This window comes from Streptomyces sp. DSM 116793, from assembly GCF_057320905.1.
Genome location: NZ_CM170494.1, coordinates 6,429,805 through 6,453,955, shown reverse-complemented (window position 1 = coordinate 6,453,955; position 24,151 = coordinate 6,429,805). Strand labels below are relative to the sequence as shown.

Sequence of the window (24,151 nt, the reverse complement as noted above, 5' to 3'; positions counted from 1 at the left end):
CGGCGGACGGCGGCAGCCCGCGGGGGACCGGTGCGGTGACGGCGAGGCCGATGGCATGGGCAGCCGCCGGCAGCGACGGTGGTGCCGGCGGCGCGGGCGACGACGACGGGCGCGCGGGCAGCGGCCGCGGTGCGGAGGAAGCCATCAGCCCTTCACCGCGCCCGCCGTCAGGCCCGCCGCCATCTTGCGCTGGACGAGCAGGAAGAGGACCACCATCGGCACCGCCATCATCGTGGCGCCCGCCATCATCGGCGCGTACTCGGTGCCGTGCTTGGTGGTGAAGTTGCCGAGCCAGACCGTGGCCGTCTGGTGCTGCTGGCTCATCAGCATCAGGGCGTACAGGTACTCGTTCCAGGCCTGGATGAAGCCGTACACGGAGGTGGCCACCATGCCCGGGGCGAGCAGCGGGAAGACCACCCGCAGGAAGGCGCCGGTGCGGGTGCAGCCGTCGACCATGGCGGCCTCCTCCAGCTCCCTGGGGATGTTGACGATGAAGCCCCGCAGCGTCCAGACGGTGAACGGCAGCACGAAGGTCAGATACGTGACGATCAGGCCGCTGAGCTTGTCGTACTGACCGAGGTCGTTCAGCAGCAGGAAGACCGGGATGATCATCGCGACCAGCGGCACCATCTGCACCGCGAGGATCCCGACGATCACGATCTTCCGCCCCCGGAACGCGAACCGCGAGATGGCGAGCGCCGCCAGCAGGCCGATCGCCATGCCGATGACCACCACCGTCAGCGACACGGTCAGGCTGCGCCCCACCGGACCCCAGAAATCAGCGATCTGCAGCGCCCGGCGGAAGTTGTCCAGGGTGAGGCTGGTGGGCAGCAGGTGAGGGGTGGGGTCGATGGCGTCGCGCGCCGGTTTGAAGGCGGTGTCGAGCATCCAGTAGACGGGGAATCCCGCGCCGACGAAGATGCAGAGCCCGAGGAGGTTCCAGCCCACCCGGCCGCGGTGGGCCGGGCCGCGCCGGCGGGGGGCCGGCGCCGATCCTGCGGCGCCCACGCCGCTCGTGGGGGCCGCACCGCTCACAGTGGTCGCGCTGCTCACACCGCTCATACCGCTCATTCGACGTCCCCGATCTTCAGCATCTGACGCATGTACACCGCCACCACGCCCAGCAGCAGGACGACGGTGAGCAGGGCGATGGCGGAGCCGCCGCCGTAGTCGTTGACCTGGAAGGCCTTGTCGTACGAGTAGGTCGTCAGGAGCTGGAACTCGGCCTCGGGGTGGCCGCCGCGCATCACGAAGACCTGGGGGAAGACGCCCATGTCCCAGATGACGGAGAGGGTCGTGAGCATCACCAGGATGGGCTTGAGGACGGGGACGGTGACATGCCGGAAGACGCCCCAGGAGCCGGCTCCGTCCAGCCGCGCCGCCTCCTGAAGCTCCATGGGCACCTGGGTGAGGCCGGCGGTGAGCGTGATCACGACGAACGGCACGGCGCCCCACACCACCAGCAGCATGATCACGGCGAGGCCCTGGGGACCGCTCGCGAACCAGTTGTGGCCGATCACGTCGACCCCGGGCAGCTTGCTGAGCAGGTAGTTGAGGACGCCGTAGTCGGAGTCGAACATCCACTTGTAGATGGTGGTGGCGACGATGACGGGCATGCCCCAGCTCGCCACCAGCGCGATGTTGACCAGCGTCTTCACCCAGGGCGAGACCCGCTGGAGCACCAGAGCGATCAGCATGCCCAGCACCATGGTGACGACGACCGAGCCCGCCGCGAAGATCACGGTGCGCAGCACCACGGCCCAGAACTCGCCGTCGCCGAGGACTGTGGAGAAGTTGTCGAAGCCGGCCGACTCCGCCGGCTTGAAGCCCCACAGCTGGGACTGCCCGAACTCCTGGAACGAGAGCGTGACCAGCCGGACCAGCGGATAGCCCAGCACCAGGACCAGGACCAGCAGACAGGGCGCGAGCAGTGCCCAGGGCGCGGCGGCGGCGCCGCGGGCCCGGCCGGGTCTGCCGCCGTCCGGCCGGGGGCGGCGGTCCTGCGGCCGGCCCGCCGGTGCCCCGGATCCGGGCGGTGGTGAGGGCCGCGCCGGCGGCACCTCGGCGGTGGTTGTCTCTGCGGCACTCATGGCGCGCTCCTCAGCGGTCCCTCTCCTGGTGGCACCCGCGTACGGGCTCCCTGTGGCACCCACGTACGGGCTCCCTGCCGACCCGCGTACGGGCTCCCTGCGGCACCCGGGCGCGGCTCCTCCCGGTCGCACCCCGTGCACGGGCCCCTGCGGCAGGCGCGTTCGGGCCCCCGGCCACAGCCGTCAGCGGGGTGCGTGCCGTGCCGGCTCCGCGGATGCGGGCGGCGGCCCCGCCGGCCCGGCACCCGGAGGCGGGCGGCGCGCCCGCCGGCCCACGCCCGGTCCGCGCCCGCCCGCGCCCGCCCGCACCCGTCCGCGCCCGGCACGGAACCGGCCCCTGCCGGCGGCGGAACTCCGGCCCCCGTACGGGGCCCCGCCGCCCGGCACGGTCCGGGTCACTTCTTGTTGATGACCTTGTCGATCGCGGCGTCGGCCGTCTTCGCGGCGGCCTCCACGGACTGCTTGCCGGTGCCGATGTTCTGCAGCATCGTCTGGAGGACCTGGGCCTTCTCGACCTGGCCCCAGCCGGGCGCCATCGGCACGAACCAGTTGCTCTCGGCCGCGATGGCGGGCACCGCAGTCGCCGGGTCCTTCTTCTGGGTCTCCAGGTCGGTCTTGTTGTTGGGCAGGTTGCCCTTGGCCATCAGGCCCTTCTGGCCCTTGGCGCCGGCGAAGTCGTTGATCCACTCGGCGGCCAGGTCCTGCGCGCCGGACTTCACCGGGATGGCGAGGTCGCTGCCGCCGAGGAAGACGGGCATGTTCTTGCCGGAGGGGCCGGGCATCACGAAGTTGACGGCGTTGTCCTTGAGCTTGCCGGTCTTGTCGTTCTTCGGGTCGGCCGAGGTGGCGCCCTCCCAGGCGGCGGCGAAGATCATGGCCGACTTGCCCTGGCCGTAGACGATGTAGCGGTCCGACTCGTCCTTGGTCTTGTCACCGTGCATGTACGCGTCGATGACGTGCTTGAACTCCTTGAGGCCCTTGATGGAGTCGGGCGAGGAGAGCGTGCCCTTCCAGGTGCCGCCCAGCTCCTTGGCGATGGCGCCGCCCGCGTCGTAGACGAAGGACATGCCCGCGTACCAGTCGCGGGTGGGCTGATACCAGGCGTTGAACCCGGGCCCCTGCTTCTTCTGGATCTTGTCCAGGTCGGAGAGCAGTTCGTCGTAGCTCTTCGGGGTGGTCTTGATGCCCGAGGCGGCGGCGATGTCCTTGCGCCAGTTGGCGACCCGCCCGCCCGCGTAGTACGGCACCCCGTAGGTCTTGCCCTCGTAGGTGACGGACGCCTTGAGGCCGTCCAGCCAGCCGTCCGAGTGGTCGAACTTCGACGGGTCCACCTCCGCGAAGGCGCCCTTGACCATGTAGCCGAGCATCTCCGTGTTGCCCATCTCGACAACGTCCGGCACCTTGTCGGTGGCGAGCACGGCGTCCAGCTTGGTGTTCTTGTCCGGCCAGCCGTAGTACTCGTGGGTGATCTTCACACCCGGGTGCTTCTTCTCGAGGGCGGCGTCCGCGTCCTTCACCAGCTGGGGCCAGTTGTTCTGGGCGTCGACGGTGAGCCACACCGTGAGCCTGTTCGCCTCGCTCCCGGCCTTGTCGCTGCTGCCCCCGCAGGCCGCAATGGAGACCATCAGTCCCGCGATGCCGATCGCCGCTGTCAGCGTGCGCTTCACGTCACCCTCCTCAAGGGTTGCCGCACCCCCCATCCACGGCGAGGAATCAGGCGTGAGCTGACCGCGCGGCTGGGTCCTGGGCATTGGTGTAGACCAGTACGTGGGGAGCTTGGCCTAGACCTATACGAGTGTCAAGCATGGCGGGAACGCCCGTCTCGTCCTTTACCGGACCGACACTTGTGAGAACGTGCGGGCCTCGGGAGGGACGGCGCGCCGGAGGGACGGCGCAAGCAGGACGGGGACGGCGGGGTGGTGCCGGAGGGACGGGGCCCGAGGGGGCGCGGCGCAGAGAACGCGTCAGAACGGCTGCCGCGGACGCCACATGCGGGGTGGACTAGACCAGGCGGGGTGCCGACGGTGTATAAGGAAGGGCACGGCTCCCGCGGGGCGCGGAAGAAGGCCGTGCCACGATGTGAGCCGCGGCCGGCACGGCGCCGGACCTGTGCGGGGAGCCCGGAAGGCGGAGCATGAGCACCGACGCCACCAGCGCGGAGACCGAGGGCGGGGCCGCCGTCCGCACGGCGCGCGTGCCCAAGTACTACCGCCTCAAGAGGCACTTGCTCGACATGACGGAGACGCTCGCGCCCGGCTCCGCGGTGCCGCCCGAGCGGACCCTCGCCGCCGAGTTCGACACCTCGCGCACCACCGTGCGGCAGGCCCTCCAGGAACTGGTGGTGGAGGGCCGACTCGAACGCATCCAGGGCAAGGGCACGTTCGTTGCCAAGCCGAAGGTCTCCCAGGCGCTGCAACTCACCTCGTACACCGAGGACATGCGCGCCCAGGGCCTCGAACCCACCTCCCAACTGCTGGACATCGGCTACGTCACCGCCGACGACACCCTCGCGGGGCTGCTCGACATCGGCGCGGGCGGGCGGGTGCTGCGCATCGAACGGCTGCGGCTGGCGAGCGGCGAGCCGATGGCCATCGAGACCACGCACCTGTCCGCCAAGCGCTTTCCCGCGCTCCGCCGCAGCCTCGTCAAGTACACGTCGCTGTACACCGCGCTCGACGAGGTCTACGGCGTCCACCTCGCCCAGGCCGAGGAGACCATCGAGACGTCCCTGGCCACGCCGCGCGAGGCGGGCCTGCTCGGCACCGACGTGGGGCTGCCGATGCTGATGCTCTCCCGCCATTCGCTGGACGGGGAGGGCCGCCCGGTGGAGTGGGTGCGCTCGGTGTACCGCGGCGACCGCTACAAGTTCGTGGCCCGCCTCCAGCGCCCGGCGGACTGACGTGGCCCGCCGCGGGCGAAGGACCTCGCGGCGGGTCGATGACGTGCGCAGACCGCAATACGCCCGTTATCGGGACGGGGTTCCCTCATGCGGATGGGTCGCCTAGATTTCCAGCGCATCACGATGTGATCAGTGATGTGACGGTGACCGACGAACCGACGGAGCCCCCAATGTCTGATGCAGAGGTACCCCAAGTGAGCAGACCGGTGGTGACGCCGGTCCGTGTGGTCATCGCGCTGTGCCTGCTCGCCCCTGTCGTGGCGATGCTCTGGGTGAGCTCCTACGCGAAGGTCGACCCGGCGTTCATCGGCATCCCGTTCTTCTACTGGTACCAGATCCTGTGGGTGGTCATCTCGACCGCGCTGACCATGACCGCGTACAAGCTGTGGCAGTACGACCAGCGCGGCCGCCGGGCCACCGCGGCGGGCGGCACCGGTGCGGCGAACGGCACGGACGCGGGCCGCGACGGGGGTGAGGCACGGTGAAGGACGGTGTGAACGGCGTCGCGCTCGGCGTCTTCGTCTTCTTCTTCCTGGCCGTGACGGTGATGGGCTTCTGGGCCGCGCGCTGGCGCCGCGCCGAGAACGCCCTCTCGCTGGACGAGTGGGGCCTCGGCGGCCGGTCGTTCGGCACCTGGATCACGTGGTTCCTGCTCGGCGGCGACCTGTACACCGCGTACACCTTCGTGGCCGTGCCGGCCGCGATCTACGCGTCCGGGGCCGCGGGGTTCTTCGCGGTGCCGTACACGATCATCGTCTACCCGATGATCTTCACCTTCCTGCCCCGGCTCTGGTCGGTGTCGCACAAGCACGGCTATGTGACCACCTCCGACTTCGTGCGCGGGCGGTTCGGCTCCAAGGGGCTCTCGCTGGCGGTGGCGCTCACCGGCATCCTGGCCACGATGCCGTACATCGCGCTCCAACTGGTCGGCATCCAGGCGCTGCTGGACGTGCTCGGCATCGGCGGCAGCGACGGCACCAACTGGTTCCTCAAGGACCTGCCGCTGTTCATCGCCTTCGCCGTGCTGGCGGCCTACACCTACTCGTCCGGGCTGCGCGCTCCCGCGCTGATCGCCTTCGTCAAGGACGCGCTGATCTACCTGGTCATCGTGGTGGCGATCATCTACATCCCGATCAAGCTGGGCGGATTCGACGACATCTTCGCCAAGTCGGCGGACGCGTTCGCGCAGAAGAACCCGGCCACCGGGGCGCCCCGTGGGGCGCTGGCGCCGAACTCCGCGGGGATGTGGGGCTATGCCACGCTCGCCCTCGGCTCGGCGATGGCGCTCTTCATGTACCCGCACTCGATCACGGCGACGCTCTCCTCGCGCAGCCGTAACGTGATCCGCCGCAACACCGCGATCCTGCCGCTGTACTCGCTGATGCTGGGCCTGCTCGCGCTGCTCGGCTTCATGGCGATCGCGGCCGGCATCAAGGTCACCAACGGCCAGCTCGCGATCCCGCAGCTCTTCGAGAACGTCTTCCCCGACTGGTTCGCGGGCGTCGCGTTCGCGGCCATCGGCATCGGTGCGCTGGTGCCCGCGGCGATCATGTCCATCGCGGCGGCGAACCTGTTCACCCGCAACATCTACAAGGACTTCCTCAAGCCGGACGCGACGCCCGCCCAGGAGGCCACGGTCTCCAAGGTGGTCTCGCTGCTGGTGAAGGTGGGCGCGCTGGTCTTCGTGCTGGCCATGGACAAGACCGTCGCGATCAACTTCCAGCTGCTGGGCGGCATCTGGATCCTGCAGACGTTCCCGGCGCTGGTCGGCGGGCTGTTCACCCGGTGGTTCCACCGCTGGGCACTGCTGGCCGGCTGGGCGGTCGGGATGGTCTACGGGACGGTGGCGGCGTACGGCGTCGCGAGCCCCACCCAGGCGCACTTCGGCGGCAGCAGCGACAAGATCCCGGGGATCGGCGAGGTCGGCTACATCGGCCTGACGGCCTTCGTCCTCAACCTTCTGGTGACCGTGGTCCTGACGGTTGTCCTGAACGCGCTGAAGGCGCCCAGGGGAATCGACGAGACCTCCCCCGCGGACTACACCGCGGACGCCGGCGAGCCGGGCGTCCGGACGGAACTCCCGCCGGCCACGGCGGCACCGTCCAGCACCTGAGCCTTCCGGCCACCGGCCGGTGAGGAGCACCCCGCGCCCCCTTGGGATACCGGGGCCGCCCCCCACCGGCCGGTGCACGCGGCGAGAGGCACGTCAACGCCGTTCCGCGCGCAGCAACAGCCGTTTGGGGTGCAGGGTGATCCCGATCCTGGACGACGTGTCCGTGCCGGCGACGGGGCTGAACCGCCATCGCGGAACAACCGTCCCGAGGACAATGGCGAATTCGGCCATACTGAAATGATCACCGGGGCATTTCCGGTTCCCGGTACCGAACGGAATCATCGCGGCCGGCTCCACATCCCCGGCCCGTTCCGGCAGCCAGCGATCCGGATCGAACTCCAGATGCCGTGTGAACGACCGCGGATCACGCTGCATCGCATACGTGGAGTACACGATGTCGGCCTGGGCCGGAATGGTGTATCCGCCGAGTACGGTCTCGGTCACGGCGCGCCGGGTGAGAATCCACGGAGCGGGGCGCACGCGCATCGCCTCCGTGATGACATTGCGCATGAACGGCAGCTTCCCGATGTCCCCGAAGGCGACGGGCCGGCGGCCGCCCGTCACGGCGTTCACCTCCTCCGCGAGCCGGGTCTCGTGTCCGGGGTGCTCGGTGAGCAGGCAGAGGGTCCAGGCCAGCGTCGAGGAGACGTTCTCGGCGCCCGCCACCACCAGCGAGACCAGGTGGTCGTGGATCTCCTGGTCGCCGAGCGGCGCCCCGGACTCGTCCGTGGCCTCCAGCAGGACCGTGATCAGGTCCCGGGGCCGCGCGCCGGAGGCGTGCCGCTCCGCGAGGATCTCGTCGACGAGGCCGTGCAGATCGGCCAGGGCGCGCGAAAAGCGCCGGTTGGCCGGGGTCGGCAGCCGGTGCAGGGGCCCGGCGGAGAGCACCATACGGCGATAGAGGCCCTCGAAGACGGTGCCCAGCGCCTCGCTGATGTGCTCCGCCTTCTGCGCGATGGAGTCGACCTCCAGCAGGGACCGGGACACGATGCGCACGGAGGTGCGGAACATCTCGGCGCCGACGTCCACCGTGCCGCCGGGCTGCCAGCGCGCCACCATGGCGCGGGCCTCCGCCTCCATCACGGCCGCGTAGTCGGCGATGCGCTCGGGCCGGAAGGCCGGCTGCATCATCCGGCGCTGGCGGCGGTGCAGGGCGCCGTTGCTGGTGGCCACGCCCTTGCCGAGCAGCACCTCCATGGTGTCCCAGAGCGGCCCCCCGACCTCGTACTCGGGGCTTCTGAGCAGCTGCCCGACCAGCTCCGGGGCGCACACCGCGTAGGCCGTCCTGGGGCCGAGCCGGAGCCTGACCAGGTCGCCGTGGTCGCGCAGTGCGGCGAGGAACGCGAGCGGGTCGCGCACCAGCGGCCAGGCGTGCCCCAGCAGGGGGACGGCACCCCCGGCCAGCGGCGGCTCCCGGCGCTCGGCGGCGGCGGGGTCGCGCAGGGTGGATTCGGTGCTCATGCCTCACCTGCCGGGTCGCTGACGTACGGAGGGGTGGACCGGTCGTCCCAGGTGTCCACGCGGTAGCGGCCCGACTCGTGGTGGAACCAGTAGACCGAGGAGAACCAGTTGCGCATATTGAAAAGGCACATCCTTAATCCGGCGGCAAGTGCGTCGCCCGCTCTTGTCCCGTCCTCCGCCTCCGCGGCCATCAGCAACAGCTCGCGCTCCGCGTCCAGGAATTCGGTGATACGGCTCGCGGCCCGGCTGCGTACTTCCGCGATCGCTTCTTCGAGGGAAATTCCCTCGTGCCGCATGAGGCAGATACCAAGATTGTGGACCTCGTCCCCCGCTATTTCCTTGGGCAGGGAGCAGAGGTCGTTGTACCAGGCGGAGAAATCCTGTGAGGCGAGGCCGGCCCGGCGGTATTCCGGGTGGGTCCGCACGCTTTCCGGGAGTTCGTGGTCCGCGGCGAGTTCCAGGAGGTCCAGCCAGACGTGGTGGGCGAAGGTGTGGCGGCGCAGGGCTATGTAGGCGTCGACCGTGGGCACCGTTCCGGTGCGGCGGTTGGCGAACTCCTGGTCGTAGGCGTCGATCACCGCGTGAAAGTGCCGGGCGAACCGGGCGTTCCAGGCGGGGCCGAGATGCGAGCAGAGCCGGATCACGCACTCGGCGAACGCCGCGACCAGCGGTTCCTCGTGCGCCAGGTGCGGCTCCGGGTCGTCGAGGGCGGTGTGCAGGAGGTCGGCGAGCGCCCGCCAGGAGTCCGCCCTGCCGTGCACGGCGTCACGGTCGTGCCGGTCGTCCCAGACGAAGAACCAGGTGCTGAAGTCCGCTATCGCCGCAACCACGTCGTCCGGGGCGTCGACGTAGTAGCCCGCCACGAGATCGGTGTAGCAGAGGGCGTCGGCGTACCTTTTGACCTTGTCCGCGGGCATCAGCCGCTTTTCCAGCAGCCAGGTCCTTGCACTGCGTTGAAGCTTTGGCCAGAACGTATGGCGATAGCGCGGGAAAAGCGACTCCACCTTCGGCATGCGGAGCGCCGCGGGCACCGAAACCCCCGTCGGCGGGGCAGCCGACGCCGGTGTTGTCCGTGAAGTGCTGTATGAGAAAGCAGGCATGAAACCCCTCTCGGCCGTCCATCGTGCGCGAGCCCTCCCATGCGGCCGGGCGTGCGCCGGTGCGATCCCCCTGCGCGTTACATTCAGCACCACCGGGGACGGTCAGGGAATAGATTCAGCGCACCTGCCGAGAAAAGATGCCGCGAACATGTGTACGGTGACGCGTTCACTGTGACCAGTACATCTGGCATATGCCAAAAAGAAGCCCGGCCGGGATTTCCGGCCGGGAGGACGCGGTGAACTATGTGCGGGTGCGGTGAATGGTGTGCGGGTGCGGTGCCGGCGCGGGTGCGGGTGCGGTGCCGGCGCGGGTGCCCGCGGCGCGGTCCGGGTCAGTCGTTGGGCACGGTCGGGTAGCGCGGCGTGCCCTCCTCCATCTGCCGCAGCGCGTCCTTGCGTTCACGCTTGGAGAGTCGGTCGATGTAGAGGCGGCCGTACAGATGGTCCGTCTCGTGCTGGAGGCAGCGCGCGAAGTAGCCGGTGCCGCGCACCTTGATGGGGTTGCCGCGCTCGTCCTGGCCGGTCACCACGGCGTAGTCGGGCCGGGCCAGCGGGGCGTAGGCGGTGGGCACGGACAGGCAGCCCTCGTTCGAGTCGTCGAGGCGGCGCAGCTCGGCCGGCAGCTCCTGCAGGACGGGGTTGCAGACGACGCCGACGTGCCGGGCGTTGTTGTCGTCCGGGCAGTCGTAGACGAACACCTTCAGGTCGACGCCGATCTGGTTGGCGGCCAGGCCCACGCCCTCGGCGGTGCGCTGGCTGGCGAACATGTCGTCGACGAGCCGGGCCAGGTCGTCGCCGAACTCGGTGACGTCCTTGCACTCGCGGTGCAGCACCGGGTTGCCGACGACGGTGATCGGCCGGGACGTGCCGCGCGCGCGATAGGCCGCCTCGCGCTCCTCGCAGTCCTCGGTGTCGATGACGAAGCCCTCGTCGTCGACGGGGAGCACCGCCGCCCCCGCCGAGCCCCGCTCCTGCTCAGTGTCCTGCTGCGCCATCTCTTCGCCGTACGCCTTCCTGGAAACCGTCGTGGTGTGCTGCCGGTACAGCCTACGGGGCGGCCCGGCGCGCCCGGAGGGGTGTGCGCGCCCCGAAGGGGGCGCGGGACGTGCCCTTGTCCGCTCTGCCCCGGATAAGGGGCGCGGGGAACTGCGCGACAACCCCCCACCAGCCGGAGGCAGAACGACAGACCGCAAGGGCCCCGGATAAGGGGCGCGGGGAACTGCGCGACAAGCCCCCACCGGCCGGAGGCAGAACGACAGACCGCGAGGGGCTCGGCCCGGTGGCCCGCCGCAGGCGCGTGGTGGCTGGGCGCGCCCACACCGCCGCGCCCCCGAAGGGGCGCCGGGGCGAGCCCCGGCGAGAAGAGGCGGCCGTGGGCTCAGCAGACCTCTTCGAGGTCTCGCCACGCGCGCGCGTCCGGACGGTCCGCCACCCACCCGTCCAGCAGGCCGCTGACCAGCGACGCGGGCGCGGCGATCCCGCACTCGCGCTCCGGGACCCAGAGCTGCCCGTCGGTGCGGTGCCCGAGCGGGCCGGGGTGGCCGGGCTCGCTGTGGTCGTGCGGGTCCAGGTGGTCCCCGTCGCCCTCGTCGCTCGGCATCCGGCTCTCGGAGCACATCCGGCAGAGCAGCCGCACCGACGACGACCAGTCCTCCGCGGCGAAGCCCGCGTCGGCGGCGAGCTGTTCCAGGGCGTCCCGGTCCTCCTCGGTGGCCGCCTCCAGCAGCACCACCCAGGTGGGCACCGGCGAGGGCGCCCACAGCTCGATCTCGTCGAAGACCGGGAAGGCGTGCCCCGCGGCGGTGGTCCGCTCCCCGTGCGGCACACCGTCGTGCAGGACGACCTCGCCCCAGCGGCGGCCCGAGGAGGGCAGCGGGATGGACAGCACCTCGATACGGGCCGGGTCCAGCCTGCGGCCCCAGACGACCTCCGCCTCGCCCTCGGGGGAGAGCCGGACGGCGGCACTGCCCAGCTCCATGCCGAGCGGCTCGCCCGCCGCCGCGGGGCCACCGGGCACCTTCAGCCCGTACGCCTGCCAGGCCCGGCGGGCCAGCGGCCAGTCCTGCAGGGCGGTGGCCGCGATGCCGACGTTCCACCAGTCCGGCGCGCCCCCCTCGCGTTCGAGCAGGGCGACCGCGCGCAGGCCCGCGGCGCGCGCCTGCTCCCAGTCGTGCCGGAACTTGTGCAGCAGGGCCAGGTTGAACCAGGACTCCGAGAGCCACGGCTCCAGGTCCGCCGCACGCGTCAGCAACGCGCCGGCGTCCTCGTAACGGCCGTCGCCGATCAGCGTGAACGCCCGGTCGGTGGCCTGCCGCCACGAGGCGGAGGGCCGGTGCCGTCCCTTGCCGAAGATCCTCACGTTTCCCGCCTGCCGTCTGGACCGGAGCCCGGGGGCCCGCCCCCCGTCGGAGGGCACCGCCACGGCGACCGTGCCCCCGAGAACGCCCTCTCCTTCGCATCCAACCACGTGCGATCGGACAGTCGCTCATTACCCATGGGTTACCCAGCTCAAGGCCGGTCAGACCGCCCGGACGCAGATGAGACAGGCCGGACATCGGCAGGGACGGCGCGCCCCCGCGGGCGCGGTTGAAACGGGAGGCGGCAACGGCGGATTCGGGCTGCCCGAGGAGGACGGATTAGCGCATTCGGGTGAACGGGCAAGGGGCTACGGGCGGCTCGGCGACCGGACGCGGCCCCGGCAGGGGCGCGGAACCTGCGTGCTCGCCCCCCGGACACCCGCAGGCCGGATGCGACGGAGAGCACGCCTTCAGGACGTAGCCCACTGCCTGAAGTGCGTGGTACCCCAGCCCCAGAGCGGGCGTGGTACCAGCACCAGAGCGTACGTGGCACAGCGGACCCAAAGCCTTGGGTACCCGAACTCAGGGCGTGGGGCATGGGTGCTGCCCGGACCCGGCGGCCTCGGCGCGGCACGTCATGCCTGACCGTGACCCGTCGCGGCCTACCGTGCTCACGCGCGGTCGCGGCCTACCGTGCTCACGCGTGGCCGCGCCCGGCCGTGGCCAGGCACGCTCGCAGTGACCGGTCACGCCGTCCCCCGCGCCCCTTCAGGGCGCTCAGCTGCCCTCCGCCGTGGCGGTCACGTCGCTGTCCGGCACGGACTGCCCGGAGCGGATCAGGTCGATCCGCCCCATGACCTTGGCCCGCAGGTCGGTGGGCACGTCATCATGCCCGCAGCACCGCTTGACGAGCTTCTTCACGGCCTGTTCGAGCCCGTACTTCTCCAGGCACGGCGAGCACTCCTCGAAGTGGTGCTCGAACTTGGTGCAGTCGGCATCGGGCATCTCACGGTCCAGGAACTCATAGAGATGATCCAGTACTTCACTGCAGTCCGTCTCGTGCGGCTCTCCGCAGCTCATGAGCCCGAGCCTTTCGTTCCGTCCGTCTCTCCGGCGCCGGCCGGGACCAGGCCGCGGTCCCTGGCGTAGTCCTCCAGCATGCCGCGCAGCTGCCGGCGGCCGCGGTGCAGCCGGGACATCACCGTACCGATGGGTGTTCCCATGATGTCCGCGATCTCCTTGTACGCAAAGCCCTCTACATCGGCGAGATAGACGGCGATGCGGAACTCCTCGGGGATCGCCTGGAGCGCCGCCTTCACATCGGAGTCCGGCAGGTGGTCGAGCGCCTGGGACTCGGCGGAGCGCAGCCCCGTCGACATGTGCGACTCGGCGCGCGCCAGCTGCCAGTCCTCGATGTCCTCGGCGGCACTGCGCTGCGGCTCGCGCTGCTTCTTGCGGTACGAGTTGATGAACGTGTTGGTGAGGATGCGGTACAGCCAGGCCTTGAGGTTGGTGCCCTCGCGGAACTGGTGGAACGAGCCGTACGCCTTGGCATACGTCTCCTGGACCAGGTCCTCGGCGTCGGCCGGGTTGCGGGTCATCCGGAGCGCTGCCGAGTACATCTGGTCGAGAAACGTGAGCGCATCCCGCTCAAAACGGGCACTGCGCTCGGCGGCCGACTCCTCGGGCCCTTCGGCCCGGCCGTGATCGGTCCCTGCGTCGGTCCCAGTGACCGGACCCACCTCCTCCAATGCCGTGGCGGGGCCGAAGGCGACCCCACTCGAATCGGAGAATAGTCGACCCTCCGCCGACGGGGTCGGCGCAGTGGCCGCGCCCGGGGCCCGAACAGCGGAGTCCTTCGCCGCGTGCAGGACCGACCACTCCAGGTGAGCGGTCCCCCGACGGCTCGGGCAAGCGATGGAACCCATGCAGCGGACTTCCTCTCGTACGCGTCCCGATACCGGCTTCCGGTACCTTCTGTCCGCTCCAACAGCGCCGGGTGAGCCCGAATTCCCGGCCGCCGCGCGGGTCCCGCCATGCTCTCGTCACACCACGGCCAGGGCTCCGGCACGGGACCACCATGGGCCCGTCACAGGACGCAGCCCCGCCGGCCATCCCGTCGTCCCGCCCGCCGACCGTGCCCTCGGCTCCCCCACCGGTCGTGCCCTCGGCTCCCCCACCGGCGGCCCGTCGGCCGTCGGCCCCCGGCCGTCCGCGGGGCCCCGCCGGCTGGTCGTCACGACCGCGTCAGGCGACCGTGACCGCCCAGCCGGCGACGGACTCGGTGATGATCCGCATGGCGTCGTGCTGCCCGAGCGGAGCCGTCTTCGGCACCGCGAAGCTGTGATCGGCGTAGGGCACCTCCACCTTCAGGTGGGGCCCGGACGGGAACTCGGTCGGCTTGCCGAAGGGGTCCCGGCCGCCCTGGATGACCAGGGTCGGCAGGGCCGCGTCCAGCAGTTCCGCGGCCCGGGAGCGCTCCGGCTTGCCGGGCGGGTGGAGCGGGAAGGCGAGGGCGAGCACGCCCACGGCGCCCAGCTCGCGCGCGGTGCGGCAGGCCACGCGGGCGCCGGCGCTGCGGCCGCCCGCGATCACCGGCAGTCCGGTCGCGGCGAGTGCCGGCCACACCCCCCGCCACCCGGCGTCCAGGGTCTTCGGGGCGGGCGCGAGCTTCTTGCCCGCCACCCGCCAGGGCTGCTCGACAAGGGCGACGGCCATCCCGCGCGCGGGGAGTCTGGTGGCGAGCGCCTGGAGGTCCCGTGCCTCGATGCCGCCGCCCGCGCCGTGCCCGAGGGCCAGAACGAGGAACGGCTCCCCCGGACCCCGGTGCCAGGTGATCCTGGCCACACCCGCGTCGGTCTCGATGCTCTGGATATCGGTCACGCCCTCATCCTGCCGTGCCGCCCCTGTGCCCGCCGCACAGGCCGGGCGTCGGGCGAGCCGGACCCCGGGCGCACGCCGGAGCGAACGGGAGCCCGGCGGCGCGGCGGCACGGCGGCGGCACGGCAGCGCGGCAGCGCGGCGGCACCGCGGCCGATCAGACCCTCACATCCCCCAGCAGCCAGCTCCCGCCCCCCAGCAGCGAGCAGACCGAGACCGCGTGGAAGAGGAACAGCCACAGGCCGGCCGGGACGTTCGTCAGCCGGGCGAGCTGGTCGGCGTCGGAGTCGCCCGCGTCACCGCGCCGCCGCTTGGACTGCAGCTCGAAGGCCGGGCGCACCCCGCCGAGCAGCAGGAACCACACCACCACGTAGGCGAACGCGGCCTGCACCTGGGGCCCGGCGAGCCAGGACACCACCAGGAAGCCGCCGCCGGTGACCAGCACCGTGAGCACCCCGTAGGCGTTTCGGATCATGAACAGCATGGCGATGAGCAGCGCGGTCGCCAGCCACAGGAAGGCGGTGACGTGCTCGGCGGCGAGCAGCGCGGCGCCGCCGAGGCCGATCAGCGGAGGCGCGGTGTAGCCGGCCGCGGCGGTGAGGATCATGCCGGGCCCGGCGGGCCTGCCGCGGCTGACGGTGAGGCCGGAGGTGTCCGAGTGCAGCCGTATGCCCTCCAGGCGGCGGCCGGTCAGCAGCGCCACCAGGCCGTGGCCGCCCTCGTGCGCGATGGTGATGGTGTTGCGGGCCAGCCGCCAGGGCCGGTGCGGGACGACGACGGCCAGCGCGAGGACGCCGGTGGCGAGCACCACCCAGGCCTGCGGGTGCGGCTGACTGCCGAGGACACGGTCCCAGAGGGAGGCGGCGGAGGCACTCGCCGTGGCCCGGGGAGAGGCCCCGGAGACGCTTTCCGTGGCCGGCCAGAAGGTCGTGGCCGCCCAGGAGGCACTGCCGTCGAAGGCGGCGGGGCCGGCCTGGCTGATCATGTACGGGCTCCTCTTCGGACGGCGGTCGGCCCACAGGGCCCCGGGCGTGGCAGGGTTGCACTCATGTGCGGACGGTATGCATCGAGTCGTGGCCCAGAGGATCTCGCAGGAATCTTCGAGATCGAGAAGTGGGACCCCGAGGAGACCCTGGCACCCGACTGGAACGTGGCCCCCACCAAGGAGGTCCACGCCGTGATCGACCGTCCTCTGAAAGACGCGGAGGATCCGCGTCCGGTTCGCCAGTTGCGCCGGTTGAAGTGGGGGCTCGTGCCGTCGTGGGCGAAGACGCCGGAGGGCGCGGCCCGGATGATCAACGCCCGTGCGGAGACGGTGCACGAGAAGCCGTCGTACCGCCGCGCCTTCGCCGCCCGGCGGTGCATCCTGCCCGCGGACGGCTACTTCGAGTGGGTCACCGGCAGCGCGGAGCGCGAACTGGAGGTGGCGGGGAAGAAGAAGCGGCCGCGGAAGCAGCCGTACTTCGTCACCCCCGCCGACGGCTCGGTCTTCGCGATGGCGGGTCTGTACGAGTTCTGGCGGGACCGCACCCTGCCGGACGAGCACCCCGGAGCCTGGTGGGTGACCTGCTCGGTCATCACCACGGAGGCCGAGACCACACCGCTGGCCGTCGCCCCCGAGGAGGGACCCAGGGCGCTCGCGGACATCCACCCGCGCATGCCGCTGATGCTCACACCCGACCGGTGGGACGCCTGGCTGGACCCCTCCCGGACGGACGTCGAGGAACTGCGCGCGCTGCTCGTGCCGCCACCCCCGGGGCTGATGCGGGCCTACCCGGTGACGACGTCAGTCAGCAATGTCCGCAACAACGGTCCCGAACTGCTCAAAGAACTGCCGGCCCCGGAGGAGGGCACGCTCTTCTGAGCACGGACGGTCACCCGGGCGGCCCGTCGAACGCGAGCGCGCCACTTTTTGGCCGGGCGACGCCTCTACCAGACCCAGGTTTCACCCACATTTCGCCATATTCGATCAAGATTGCTGATCCGCCGCAGCCACTAAAGTAAGAGCCATGACCGCTACCCCAGCGCCTACCGTTCTCTGGCCCGCCCCGCACGCGAGCGGAGCCGTCGACGCGACGGTTCACGTGCCCGGATCCAAGTCGGTCACGAACCGTGCCCTGGTGCTGGCCGCGCTCGCCGCGGAGCCGGGCTGGCTGCGCCGCCCGCTGCGTTCCCGCGACACCCTGCTGATGGCGTCCGCGCTGCGCGCGATGGGGGTGGGCATCGAGGAGACCGTCTCGTCGGCGTCCATGATGTCGTCGGTCTCGTCGCTGTCCCCGCAGGCCACCGGCGCGGGCGGCGGTCCGCTGGGGCCCGACGGGTCCGGCGAGGCCTGGCGGGTCATCCCGTCGGGACTGCACGGCCCCGCCACCGTGGACGTCGGCAATGCCGGCACCGTGATGCGCTTCCTGCCGCCGGTCGCGACCCTCGTCGACGGGCCCGTGCGGTTCGACGGCGACCCGCGCTCGTACGAGCGCCCGCTGGGCGGGGTGATCGGGGCGCTGCGGGCGCTGGGCGCCAGGATCGACGACGACGGCCGGGGCGCGCTGCCGATGACCGTGCACGGCAGCGGGGCGCTGCTCGGCGGCCCGGTGGAGATCGACGCCTCGTCGTCGTCGCAGTTCGTGTCCGCACTGCTGCTCTCCGGGCCGCGCTTCAACCACGGCGTGCAGGTGCGGCACATCGGGCCCACCCTGCCGTCCATGCCGCACATCCGGATGACCGTCGACATGCTGCGCGGGGCGGGCGCCCAGGTGGACACCCCGGAGTCGGGCGGCGAGCCGAACGTCTGGCGGGTCACCCCGGGCGCGCTGCTCGGCACCGACCTGACGATCGAGCCCGACCTCTCCAACGCCCAGCCGTTCCTGGCCGCCGCGCTGGTCACCGGCGGCCGCGTGGTGATCCCCGACTGGCCCTCGCGCACCACGCAGCCCGGCGACCGGCTGCGCGAGATCTTCACCGAGATGGGCGGCTCCTGCGAACTGACCGACCAGGGCCTGGTGTTCACGGGCTCGGGACGGGTGCGCGGCATCGACGTCGACCTGGGCGAGGTGGGCGAGCTGACCCCGGGCATCGCCGCGGTGGCCGCCCTCGCGGACTCCCCCTCCACGCTGCGCGGCGTCGCCCACCTGCGGCTGCACGAGACGGACCGCCTCGCGGCCCTCACCAAGGAGATCAACGAGCTGGGCGGCGACGTCACCGAGACCGCCGACGGCCTGCGCATCAGCCCCCGCCCGCTGCACGGCGGCACCTTCCACACCTACGACGACCACCGCATGGCCACCGCCGGCGCGGTGCTCGGCCTCGCCGTGCCGGACGTGCGCATCGAGAACATCTCGACCACCGCGAAGACCCTCCCCGACTTCCCCGACCTGTGGACCGGGATGCTCGGGGTGTGACGGGCGGATCCGAACCATGCGCCGCTACGGCAAGCACACCGACGAGGACGACGTCAGGATCCGCCCCCAGCGCCGGGGCACGCGCCCGCGCACCAGCATCAGGCCCAAGCACGAGGACGCCGCCGAGGGCATGGTGCTCACCGTCGACCGGGGCAGGCTGACCTGCCTCGTCGAGGACCGGATCGTGCTGGCGATGAAGGCACGGGAGCTGGGCCGCAAGGCGGCCGTGGTGGGCGACCGGGTCGCGCTCGTCGGTGACCTGTCCGGCGCCAAGGACACCCTGGCGCGCATCGTGCGGATCGCCGAGCGGACGTCCGTGCTGCGCCGCACCGCCGACGACGACGACCCCTACGAGCGGGTCGTGGTGGCCAACGCCGACCAGCTCGCCGTCGTCACCGCCCTCGCCGACCCCGAGCCGCGCCCGCGCCTGATCGACCGCTGTCTGGTGGCCGCCTACGACGGCGGGCTCGACCCGTTGCTGGTGCTCACCAAGTCCGACCTCGCCCCGCCCGAGAAGCTGCTGGAGACGTACGAGCCGCTGGGCGTGCCCTATGTCGTCACCTCCCGCGAGGAGCTGGAGAGCGGTGCGGCGGGCGACCGCGTCCGCGCGCAGCTCGACGGCAAGGTCACCGCGTTCGTGGGGCACTCCGGCGTCGGCAAGACAACGCTCGTCAACTCCCTCGTCCCCGAGGACCTGCGGCGCATCACGGGGCACGTCAACGCGGTCACCGGCCGGGGCAGGCACACCACCACCTCGGCGCTCGCCCTGCCGCTGACCGGTCCCGGGGACGACGGCGAGAGGCGCGGCTGGCTGATCGACACGCCGGGCGTGCGGTCCTTCGGGCTCGCGCACGTCGACCCCTCCCGGGTCATCCACGCCTTCCCCGACCTGGGGCCCGGCACGGTCGACTGCCCGCGCGCGTGCAGCCACGACGAGCCGGACTGCGCCCTGGACGCGTGGGTGGCCGAGGGCCACGCCGACCCCGCCCGCCTCTACTCCCTCCGCCGCCTCCTCGCCACGCGCGACCACCACGAGGGCGACTGAGCGCCCCGTAGGGGCGGCGGCGAGACGACGTCGGGCGGCACACCGCCTGGGCCTGTGCCCCACCAGGGGCGCGGGGTTGTCTCCCGGGGGCATCCCCCAGCGGAGACGACCGGGACTTCCCCTTCAGGACGGTGGCGACCCGGCGGTCCCGTCGTGGCTGTCCGCCACGGCCTGAACGGCGTGGGAGGTACCCCCGGCGCAGTTTCCACACCCCTGGGTGGGCCGGGGCGGACCAAGTGGGCCGTTCCCCTGAGGTTTGCGCCGACCCCACAAAGGTAAGGGCATAATCGCACTGAGCGGGAACGCGCGATCGAGCCGGCCCGAACGCCCACAAGCCAGGCGTTCCGGGCAATCGGCCCCGGTCGAAGCAGGCCGTACGAGCGGAATCACACTCGGCGCGGCGGGCCGCGGGACCGCCCGAGCGAACGGGCGGCACGCGGGACGGACACGGCGGCCACGACAGACGGAGAGTCGGGAGGCAGGGACATGGCGTGGCTGCTGGTCATCGTGGCCGGGCTGCTGGAGACCGGCTTCGCGGTCTGCCTGAAGCTGTCGCACGGCTTCACCCGGCTCTGGCCCACGGTCGCCTTCTGCGCCTTCGCCCTCGGCAGCTTCGGCCTCCTCACCCTCTCGCTGCGTCGCCTGGACGTGGGCCCCGCCTATGCGGTGTGGACAGGCATCGGGGCGGCCGGCACCGCCATCTACGGCATGGTGTTCCTGGGCGACCTGGTCTCCGTCCTGAAGATCGTCTCGATCAGCCTGGTGATCGTGGGCGTGATCGGCCTCCAGCTCTCGGGGTCCGCACGCTGACCCTCGCCGGGCCCCTGGGCCGGGAACCTCTGGGCCCACCCGGCCCCCGAACCGGGAACCCCACCTGATCCTCGGGCCGCGACCATCCGGCCCGTGCCGGGCGGCCTTCGGGCCGGCGAGCCCACGCCCGCGTCAGGACACGCTCTGCCGGGCCAGCCGGGGCAGCGCCGCGCGGACGAGGTGGGCGGTGCCGTCCGCCCCCGTGGCACCCGGCGGGACCAGCAGGCAGGACAGCGCGAGCCGGAGCGCCAGCTCGCAGAGCCGGGCCTGCTCCAGGGTCTCGGACTTGGCGGTGCCCGGACCGCAGATCGCGCTCACCGCCCGGTCCCGGACCAGCGTGAAGAGCTCGGCAGGGGCGGGCAGCGGGCCGTCGGCGCGGCGCTGGGCGGGCGCCGCGGAGGTGGACGGCACGGCGGACAGCGTCGGCGCGGGCAGCCGCCGGCTCCACAGCCCCGTGAGCACCGCACGCACCAGCGCACTGGAGCCCGCCGAGTTCACGGTCCACTCGGCGACCGCGGCCATCCGCTCCCGGGGGTCCCGGGGGCCGGCGAGGGCGCGGTCCACCCCGGCGAGGTAGACGTCGGTCTCGCGGCGCACCAGGGCGCGGGCGAGCCCCTCCTTACTGCCGAACTCGTTGTACAGGGTCTGCCGGGAGACTCCGGCCTCGGCCGCGACGTCGACCATCCGGACTCTGGACCACGGCTTGCGGGTGAGTGCTGTGCGGGCCGCGTCCAGCAAGGACTCCCGCGCTGCAGGCATCAGCGCCTCCCTGGCCGAGGGCGAGGCCACGGGGCGAGCGGACCTCTCCCGTTCGAGCGGGCTTCAGCTCAGAGTTGACGCCCCTCATGGCCCTGTCAAGGGGGCCCGGGCGCCGGGCCGTGCCGATGGCGCCGGGCCGTGCCGATGGCGCCGGGCCTCGTCGACCGCGGCGGGCCGCTCCGGGGGCGAGCATGGTGGCCGGTAGGCGAGCATGGTGGCCGGTATGGGACAGAGATCGATACTGTTCGCTCATGCCCGACTATCACGATGATCTGCGCCTCGGCCACGTCCTCGCGGACGCCGCGGACGCCGCCACCATGGACCGGTTCAAGGCACTCAACCTCAAGGTGGAGACCAAGCCGGACATGACCCCGGTGAGCGACGCCGACAAGGCCGCCGAGGAGCTGATCCGGGGGCATCTGAAGCGGGCCCGGCCGAGGGACGCCATCCTCGGCGAGGAGTACGGCATCGAGGGCACAGGGCCACGCCGCTGGGTGATCGACCCGATCGACGGCACCAAGAACTACGTACGCGGCGTGCCGGTCTGGGCGACCCTGATCTGCCTGATGGAGGCCGGCGAGGGAGGCTTCCAGCCACGGGTCGGCGTGGTGTCGGCGCCCGCGCTGGGCCGTCGCTGGTGGGCCGCCCAGGGGCACGGCGCGTTCACCGGCCGCAGCCTGTCCTCGGCGACCCGGCTGCGGGTGTCGGGCGTCTCCCGGCTGGCCGACGCCTCCTTCGCGTACTCCAGCCTGACGGGCTGGGAGGAGCAGGGCAGGCTCGACGGCTTCCTGGACCTCAGCCGCGCGGTGTGGCGGACCCGCGGCTACGGCGACTTCTGGTCGTACATGATGGTGGCCGAGGGGTCGGTGGACATGTGCGCCGAGCCCGAGCTGTCCCTGTGGGACATGGCCGCCACCGCGATCGTCGTGACGGAGGCGGGCGGCCGCTTCACCGGCCTGGACGGCAGGCCGGGGCCGCACAGCGGCAACGCCGCCGCTTCGAACGGGCTGCTCCACGACGAACTGCTGGGCTACCTGAACCAGCGCTACTGAGCCGTACACGCCCCCCGCGGGGGTGAGGGTCCAAGAGATCCCGGGTGCCCTCTTGTTGTCGGCACCAGCCGGTGCGACTCTGAGAGTCCCCCCACTTGTGAATTTGTGAATCGCTTCTCTTGCGGCGGTTCCCCAGGAGGTGGCTCGAGATCATGCTCGTCCGCGACGCCATGACCACCGTGGTCCTCACCGTGGGCCCCCACCACACCCTGCGCCAGGCTGCCCGGCTGATGTCCGCGCGCCGGGTCGGTGCGGCGGTGGTCCTCGACCCCGACACATCCGGCCTCGGCATCCTCACCGAGCGCGACATCCTCAACTCGGTCGGCGCCGGCGAGGATCCCGACCGGGAGACCGCCGGCGCCCACACCACGTCCGACGTCGTCTTCGCCGCCCCCGGCTGGACGCTGGCCGACGCGGCGGGCGCGATGACCCGCGGCGGCTTCCGCCATCTGATCGTGCTGGACGGCCACGAACCCGTGGGCGTCGTCTCGGTCCGCGACATCATCCGCTGCTGGACGCCGAGCCGGTCCGGGGAGCAGACACTGGTGGGCTGACCGGGCGTCCGGCCGACCGGCTGACCGGGCGTCCGGCCGACCAGCTGACCGGCCCCCCGGCCGGGGCACGGGCGCCCGCGGGTGACCGGAACCCACCTCCGTGCCGCGGGCCGGCGCATGGGTGAGGGCCGGACCCCACGGGGAGCCCGGCCCTCATGGTTCGGCAAACGGTCGGTCAGCCGCGGAGGGCCTGGACCGCGGCCTCCAGCCGCTTGCCGAAGTCGCCGTCCGCCTGGCGGAAGTTGTTGATGGCGCGCTCGGCGATGTCGTCGCGGGAGACCTGGGAGATCGAGCCCGCGAGGTTGTCGATGAGGCGCTGCTTCTCGTCCTCGGACATCAGGCGGTAGAGGTTGCCCGCCTGGACGAAGTCGTTGTCCTCCGAGTGGCTCGGCGCGGCGTGCTCACCGGTCGCGCCGGAGACGTCCACCGGCTGCCACAGCGGACGGTCCGTCTGGAACGGGCCGCCGAAGCTGTTGGGCTCGTAGTTCTTGGCGCCCTTGTGCCGGCCGTCATAGAGGTAGCCGTCCCGGCTGTTGGTGCGCGCCTCGGTGGCGTGCGGACGGTTCACCGGCAGGTGGTCGGCGTTGATGCCGACGCGGTAGCGGTGCGCGTCGCCGTACGCGAACAGCCGGCCCTGGAGCATCTTGTCCGGGGAGGGACCGATGCCGGGCACGAAGTGCGCCGGGCTGAAGATGGACTGCTCGACCTCGGCGAAGATGTTCTCCGGGTTGCGGTTGAGCTCCAGCTTGCCGATCTCGATCGGCGGGTAGTCCTCGTGCGGCCAGACCTTGGTGAGGTCGAAGGGGTTGAACCGGTAGGTCGCGGCCTCGCTCGCCGGCATGACCTGGACCTGCACGGTCCACGTCGGGTACTCGCCGCGTTCGATCGCCTCACGGAGGTCCCGCTGGTGCGAGTCGGGGTCCTTGCCCGCCAGGATCTCCGCCTCCTGGGGGGTGAGGTTCTTGATGCCCTGGTCGGTCTTGAAGTGGTACTTGACCCAGAAGACCTCGCCCGCCTCGTTGTTCCACTGGTAGGTGTGCGAGCTGTAGCCGTTCATGTGGCGGTAGGACGCGGGGATTCCGCGGTCGCCGAAGAGCCAGGTCACCTGGTGGGTGGACTCCGGGCTCAGGCCCCAGAAGTCCCAGACGTTGTCCGGCTCCTGGGAGCCGGTGTACGGGTCGCGCTTCTGGGTGTGGATGAAGTCCGGGAACTTGATGGCGTCCTTGATGAAGAACACCGGGGTGTTGTTCCCCACGAGGTCGTAGTTGCCGTCCTCGGTGTAGAACTTCAGGGCGAAGCCGCGCGGGTCGCGCACCGCGTCGGCCGCGCCGAGGTTGCCGGCCACCGTGGAGAACCGCAGGAAGGTCTCCGTCTGCTTGCCGACCTCGGACAGGAACGTCGCCCGGGTCCACTGCGTCACGTCCCGGGTCACGGTGAAGGTGCCGTAGGCGCCCGCACCGCGCGCGTGCACGATCCGCTCCGGGATCCGCTCGCGGTTGAAGTGGGCCAGCTTCTCCAGCAGCGCCTGGTCCTGTAGCAGAACAGGACCACCGACGCCCGCAGTCTCACTGTTCTGGTTGTCGGAGACCGGGGCACCGGCCTCCGTGGTAAGCGGTCCCTGCGACGTCACGTGCGCCTCCTGCGTCCTTGCTGCAAACCCTGTCACTCGGCCAATGCCATGCTCGATCCTACG

The 24,151-nt window shown here is 71.6% G+C and carries 22 protein-coding genes; 9 read left to right on the top strand and 13 right to left on the bottom strand.

Features of this window, described 5'->3' with window-relative positions:
* Positions 1-144: 144 nt before the first annotated feature.
* The 3 genes from ACSMXW_RS25365 to ACSMXW_RS25355 all read right to left on the bottom strand — a co-directional run bounded on the left by ACSMXW_RS25365 (position 145) and on the right by ACSMXW_RS25355 (position 3,757).
* The gene (locus tag ACSMXW_RS25365; RefSeq protein ID WP_485799654.1) at positions 145-1,071 is read right to left on the bottom strand and encodes a carbohydrate ABC transporter permease; all 927 of its coding nucleotides are present in this window, start codon (positions 1,069-1,071) and stop codon (positions 145-147) included.
* Positions 1,068-2,090, bottom strand: coding sequence for a carbohydrate ABC transporter permease (locus tag ACSMXW_RS25360; RefSeq protein ID WP_485799652.1), 1,023 nt, complete (start codon positions 2,088-2,090; stop codon positions 1,068-1,070). Before ACSMXW_RS25360 ends, ACSMXW_RS25365 begins: the two co-directional genes overlap by 4 nt.
* A gap of 395 nt (positions 2,091-2,485) precedes the next feature.
* Entirely contained in the window at positions 2,486-3,757 is a 1,272-nt protein-coding gene (locus tag ACSMXW_RS25355; protein ID WP_485799651.1) for an extracellular solute-binding protein, read from the bottom strand.
* Positions 3,758-4,224: 467 nt separating this feature from the next.
* Here ACSMXW_RS25355 and ACSMXW_RS25350 point away from each other — a divergent pair, with 467 nt between their 5' ends.
* From ACSMXW_RS25350 to mctP, 3 genes are all read left to right on the top strand, one after another.
* A complete protein-coding gene (locus ACSMXW_RS25350) occupies positions 4,225-4,989 on the top strand; it encodes a GntR family transcriptional regulator (protein WP_485799650.1) in 765 nt (254 codons plus the stop codon).
* Between the two features lie 170 nt (positions 4,990-5,159).
* Complete coding sequence (locus ACSMXW_RS25345) at positions 5,160-5,474, top strand: DUF3311 domain-containing protein (RefSeq protein ID WP_485799648.1); 315 nt, start codon at positions 5,160-5,162, stop codon at positions 5,472-5,474.
* Positions 5,471-7,102 carry a monocarboxylate uptake permease MctP gene (mctP, locus tag ACSMXW_RS25340; protein ID WP_485799646.1) on the top strand — a complete coding sequence of 544 codons (1,632 nt, stop codon included), beginning with the start codon at positions 5,471-5,473 and terminating at the stop codon, positions 7,100-7,102. The genes ACSMXW_RS25345 and mctP overlap by 4 nt, the downstream gene beginning before the upstream one ends.
* A 93-nt stretch (positions 7,103-7,195) precedes the next feature.
* On the opposite strand, the gene ACSMXW_RS25335 is transcribed toward mctP, so the two are convergent.
* From ACSMXW_RS25335 to ACSMXW_RS25300, 8 genes are all read right to left on the bottom strand, one after another.
* Complete coding sequence (locus tag ACSMXW_RS25335) at positions 7,196-8,563, bottom strand: bifunctional albaflavenone monooxygenase/terpene synthase (protein WP_485799644.1); 1,368 nt, start codon at positions 8,561-8,563, stop codon at positions 7,196-7,198.
* Positions 8,560-9,663: a terpene synthase family protein gene (locus ACSMXW_RS25330; protein ID WP_485799642.1), complete on the bottom strand. Its 1,104-nt coding sequence runs from the start codon at positions 9,661-9,663 to the stop codon at positions 8,560-8,562. Before ACSMXW_RS25330 ends, ACSMXW_RS25335 begins: the two co-directional genes overlap by 4 nt.
* A gap of 332 nt (positions 9,664-9,995) precedes the next feature.
* Positions 9,996-10,658, bottom strand: coding sequence for a peptide deformylase (gene def, locus ACSMXW_RS25325; RefSeq protein ID WP_485799640.1), 663 nt, complete (start codon positions 10,656-10,658; stop codon positions 9,996-9,998).
* A gap of 383 nt (positions 10,659-11,041) precedes the next feature.
* Positions 11,042-12,022, bottom strand: a complete 981-nt coding sequence (locus ACSMXW_RS25320) for a tetratricopeptide repeat protein (protein ID WP_485799638.1) — start codon at positions 12,020-12,022, stop codon at positions 11,042-11,044.
* Positions 12,023-12,737: 715 nt separating this feature from the next.
* Positions 12,738-13,040, bottom strand: coding sequence for a mycothiol system anti-sigma-R factor (gene rsrA, locus ACSMXW_RS25315; protein ID WP_485799636.1), 303 nt, complete (start codon positions 13,038-13,040; stop codon positions 12,738-12,740).
* Positions 13,037-13,702: a sigma-70 family RNA polymerase sigma factor gene (locus ACSMXW_RS25310; RefSeq protein WP_485799634.1), complete on the bottom strand. Its 666-nt coding sequence runs from the start codon at positions 13,700-13,702 to the stop codon at positions 13,037-13,039. The genes rsrA and ACSMXW_RS25310 overlap by 4 nt, the downstream gene beginning before the upstream one ends.
* 505 nt (positions 13,703-14,207) lie before the next feature.
* Complete coding sequence (locus tag ACSMXW_RS25305; RefSeq protein ID WP_485799632.1) at positions 14,208-14,843, bottom strand: alpha/beta hydrolase family protein; 636 nt, start codon at positions 14,841-14,843, stop codon at positions 14,208-14,210.
* 154 nt (positions 14,844-14,997) lie between these two features.
* Positions 14,998-15,825, bottom strand: coding sequence for a M50 family metallopeptidase (locus ACSMXW_RS25300; RefSeq protein ID WP_485799630.1), 828 nt, complete (start codon positions 15,823-15,825; stop codon positions 14,998-15,000).
* Positions 15,826-15,888: 63 nt separating this feature from the next.
* Here ACSMXW_RS25300 and ACSMXW_RS25295 point away from each other — a divergent pair, with 63 nt between their 5' ends.
* The 4 genes from ACSMXW_RS25295 to ACSMXW_RS25280 all read left to right on the top strand — a co-directional run bounded on the left by ACSMXW_RS25295 (position 15,889) and on the right by ACSMXW_RS25280 (position 20,093).
* The gene (locus tag ACSMXW_RS25295) at positions 15,889-16,704 is read left to right on the top strand and encodes an SOS response-associated peptidase (RefSeq protein ID WP_485799628.1); all 816 of its coding nucleotides are present in this window, start codon (positions 15,889-15,891) and stop codon (positions 16,702-16,704) included.
* A 145-nt stretch (positions 16,705-16,849) separates the two neighbouring features.
* The gene (aroA, locus tag ACSMXW_RS25290; protein ID WP_485799626.1) at positions 16,850-18,238 is read left to right on the top strand and encodes a 3-phosphoshikimate 1-carboxyvinyltransferase; all 1,389 of its coding nucleotides are present in this window, start codon (positions 16,850-16,852) and stop codon (positions 18,236-18,238) included.
* A 16-nt stretch (positions 18,239-18,254) separates the two neighbouring features.
* Positions 18,255-19,283 carry a ribosome small subunit-dependent GTPase A gene (rsgA, locus tag ACSMXW_RS25285; RefSeq protein ID WP_485799624.1) on the top strand — a complete coding sequence of 343 codons (1,029 nt, stop codon included), beginning with the start codon at positions 18,255-18,257 and terminating at the stop codon, positions 19,281-19,283.
* Positions 19,284-19,769: 486 nt separating this feature from the next.
* Positions 19,770-20,093 carry a DMT family transporter gene (locus ACSMXW_RS25280; RefSeq protein WP_485799622.1) on the top strand — a complete coding sequence of 108 codons (324 nt, stop codon included), beginning with the start codon at positions 19,770-19,772 and terminating at the stop codon, positions 20,091-20,093.
* 132 nt (positions 20,094-20,225) lie between these two features.
* On the opposite strand, the gene ACSMXW_RS25275 is transcribed toward ACSMXW_RS25280, so the two are convergent.
* On the bottom strand, positions 20,226-20,852 hold the full coding sequence (locus tag ACSMXW_RS25275) for a TetR/AcrR family transcriptional regulator (RefSeq protein ID WP_485799619.1): 627 nt from the start codon (positions 20,850-20,852) through the stop codon (positions 20,226-20,228).
* 251 nt (positions 20,853-21,103) lie between these two features.
* On the opposite strand from ACSMXW_RS25275, the gene hisN reads away from it, so the two are divergent.
* Positions 21,104-21,904: a histidinol-phosphatase gene (gene hisN / locus ACSMXW_RS25270; RefSeq protein WP_485799617.1), complete on the top strand. Its 801-nt coding sequence runs from the start codon at positions 21,104-21,106 to the stop codon at positions 21,902-21,904.
* Between the two features lie 152 nt (positions 21,905-22,056).
* On the top strand, positions 22,057-22,458 hold the full coding sequence (locus ACSMXW_RS25265; RefSeq protein WP_485799615.1) for a CBS domain-containing protein: 402 nt from the start codon (positions 22,057-22,059) through the stop codon (positions 22,456-22,458).
* Positions 22,459-22,633: 175 nt separating this feature from the next.
* Here ACSMXW_RS25265 and ACSMXW_RS25260 read toward each other — a convergent pair whose 3' ends face one another.
* Positions 22,634-24,088 carry a catalase gene (locus tag ACSMXW_RS25260; RefSeq protein WP_485799613.1) on the bottom strand — a complete coding sequence of 485 codons (1,455 nt, stop codon included), beginning with the start codon at positions 24,086-24,088 and terminating at the stop codon, positions 22,634-22,636.
* Positions 24,089-24,151: the final 63 nt, after the last annotated feature.

What these genes read in the sequence shown, in the direction of transcription:
- ACSMXW_RS25300 (WP_485799630.1), bottom strand. Translation starts at nt 15,825, where the DNA reads ATGATCAGCCAGGCCGGCCCCGCCGCCTTCGACGGCAGTGCCTCCTGG.
- ACSMXW_RS25345 (WP_485799648.1), top strand. Translation starts at nt 5,160, where the DNA reads ATGTCTGATGCAGAGGTACCCCAAGTGAGCAGACCGGTGGTGACGCCG.
- ACSMXW_RS25365 (WP_485799654.1), bottom strand. Translation starts at nt 1,071, where the DNA reads ATGAGCGGTATGAGCGGTGTGAGCAGCGCGACCACTGTGAGCGGTGCG.
- ACSMXW_RS25360 (WP_485799652.1), bottom strand. Translation starts at nt 2,090, where the DNA reads ATGAGTGCCGCAGAGACAACCACCGCCGAGGTGCCGCCGGCGCGGCCC.
- ACSMXW_RS25330 (WP_485799642.1), bottom strand. Translation starts at nt 9,663, where the DNA reads ATGCCTGCTTTCTCATACAGCACTTCACGGACAACACCGGCGTCGGCT.
- ACSMXW_RS25275 (WP_485799619.1), bottom strand. Translation starts at nt 20,852, where the DNA reads ATGCCTGCAGCGCGGGAGTCCTTGCTGGACGCGGCCCGCACAGCACTC.
- rsrA (WP_485799636.1), bottom strand. Translation starts at nt 13,040, where the DNA reads ATGAGCTGCGGAGAGCCGCACGAGACGGACTGCAGTGAAGTACTGGAT.
- hisN (WP_485799617.1), top strand. Translation starts at nt 21,104, where the DNA reads ATGCCCGACTATCACGATGATCTGCGCCTCGGCCACGTCCTCGCGGAC.
- ACSMXW_RS25350 (WP_485799650.1), top strand. Translation starts at nt 4,225, where the DNA reads ATGAGCACCGACGCCACCAGCGCGGAGACCGAGGGCGGGGCCGCCGTC.
- ACSMXW_RS25295 (WP_485799628.1), top strand. Translation starts at nt 15,889, where the DNA reads ATGTGCGGACGGTATGCATCGAGTCGTGGCCCAGAGGATCTCGCAGGA.
- ACSMXW_RS25335 (WP_485799644.1), bottom strand. Translation starts at nt 8,563, where the DNA reads ATGAGCACCGAATCCACCCTGCGCGACCCCGCCGCCGCCGAGCGCCGG.
- def (WP_485799640.1), bottom strand. Translation starts at nt 10,658, where the DNA reads ATGGCGCAGCAGGACACTGAGCAGGAGCGGGGCTCGGCGGGGGCGGCG.
- ACSMXW_RS25280 (WP_485799622.1), top strand. Translation starts at nt 19,770, where the DNA reads ATGGCGTGGCTGCTGGTCATCGTGGCCGGGCTGCTGGAGACCGGCTTC.
- aroA (WP_485799626.1), top strand. Translation starts at nt 16,850, where the DNA reads ATGACCGCTACCCCAGCGCCTACCGTTCTCTGGCCCGCCCCGCACGCG.
- ACSMXW_RS25265 (WP_485799615.1), top strand. Translation starts at nt 22,057, where the DNA reads ATGCTCGTCCGCGACGCCATGACCACCGTGGTCCTCACCGTGGGCCCC.
- rsgA (WP_485799624.1), top strand. Translation starts at nt 18,255, where the DNA reads ATGCGCCGCTACGGCAAGCACACCGACGAGGACGACGTCAGGATCCGC.